Origin of the sequence: Proteus genomosp. 4 str. ATCC 51469 (assembly GCF_003144375.1) — a bacterium.
In the GTDB taxonomy this organism is placed as follows: Bacteria; Pseudomonadota; Gammaproteobacteria; order Enterobacterales; family Enterobacteriaceae; genus Proteus.
In genome coordinates this window covers 1-520 of record NZ_PENV01000049.1, presented here as the reverse complement: position 1 = coordinate 520, position 520 = coordinate 1, and the positions used below count along the sequence as shown (strand labels likewise).

At 37.9% G+C, this 520-nt stretch carries 1 protein-coding gene; it reads left to right on the top strand.

Annotated elements, in window-relative coordinates; genetic code table 11:
* On the top strand, positions 1-520 hold a 520-nt coding region (locus tag DK866_RS19780), incomplete at both ends, for a VENN motif pre-toxin domain-containing protein (RefSeq protein WP_162557047.1).

Genomic DNA, 520 nt, shown 5'->3' with positions numbered 1-520 from the left:
GGGATTGTTGGCGGTTTAATCAGCGATAATAGTGCAGGTGTTGCCAATGCTGCCCAAGCAGGGAAAGTGGTGGTTGAGAATAATTATCTAACAGCCAAACAAATAACTTCATGGCTTGAAAAGTATTATCTTGCTTCTACAGATGAGGAAAAGAAACATTTAGTTGAATTAGGAAATAATGTCGATGCAGAACAACAGCAAAAAGCGATAGAAACTAGGATCACTAAAGAGCACTTGGTTCAACAACAAGATGAATTAATTTTACTTATTCAATCAGCAGATTGTAATGCTCATTGCAAATCAATTGCTGAATATAGTATCAAAAAACTGGCTCCTATCATTGAAAATTATAATGAATTACAGCGTGGTAATAATATTCCACGCGCTGTGGTTGCAACGACAGCATTAGGTTTACCAATAATGAGTAAGGCTATTAGCCCTTATGTATCGAGTTGGTTAGGTAGCACTACTGTTGCTAGCCGTGTGGTAGGTGTAACAACTACGGGCACAGCAAATTTAG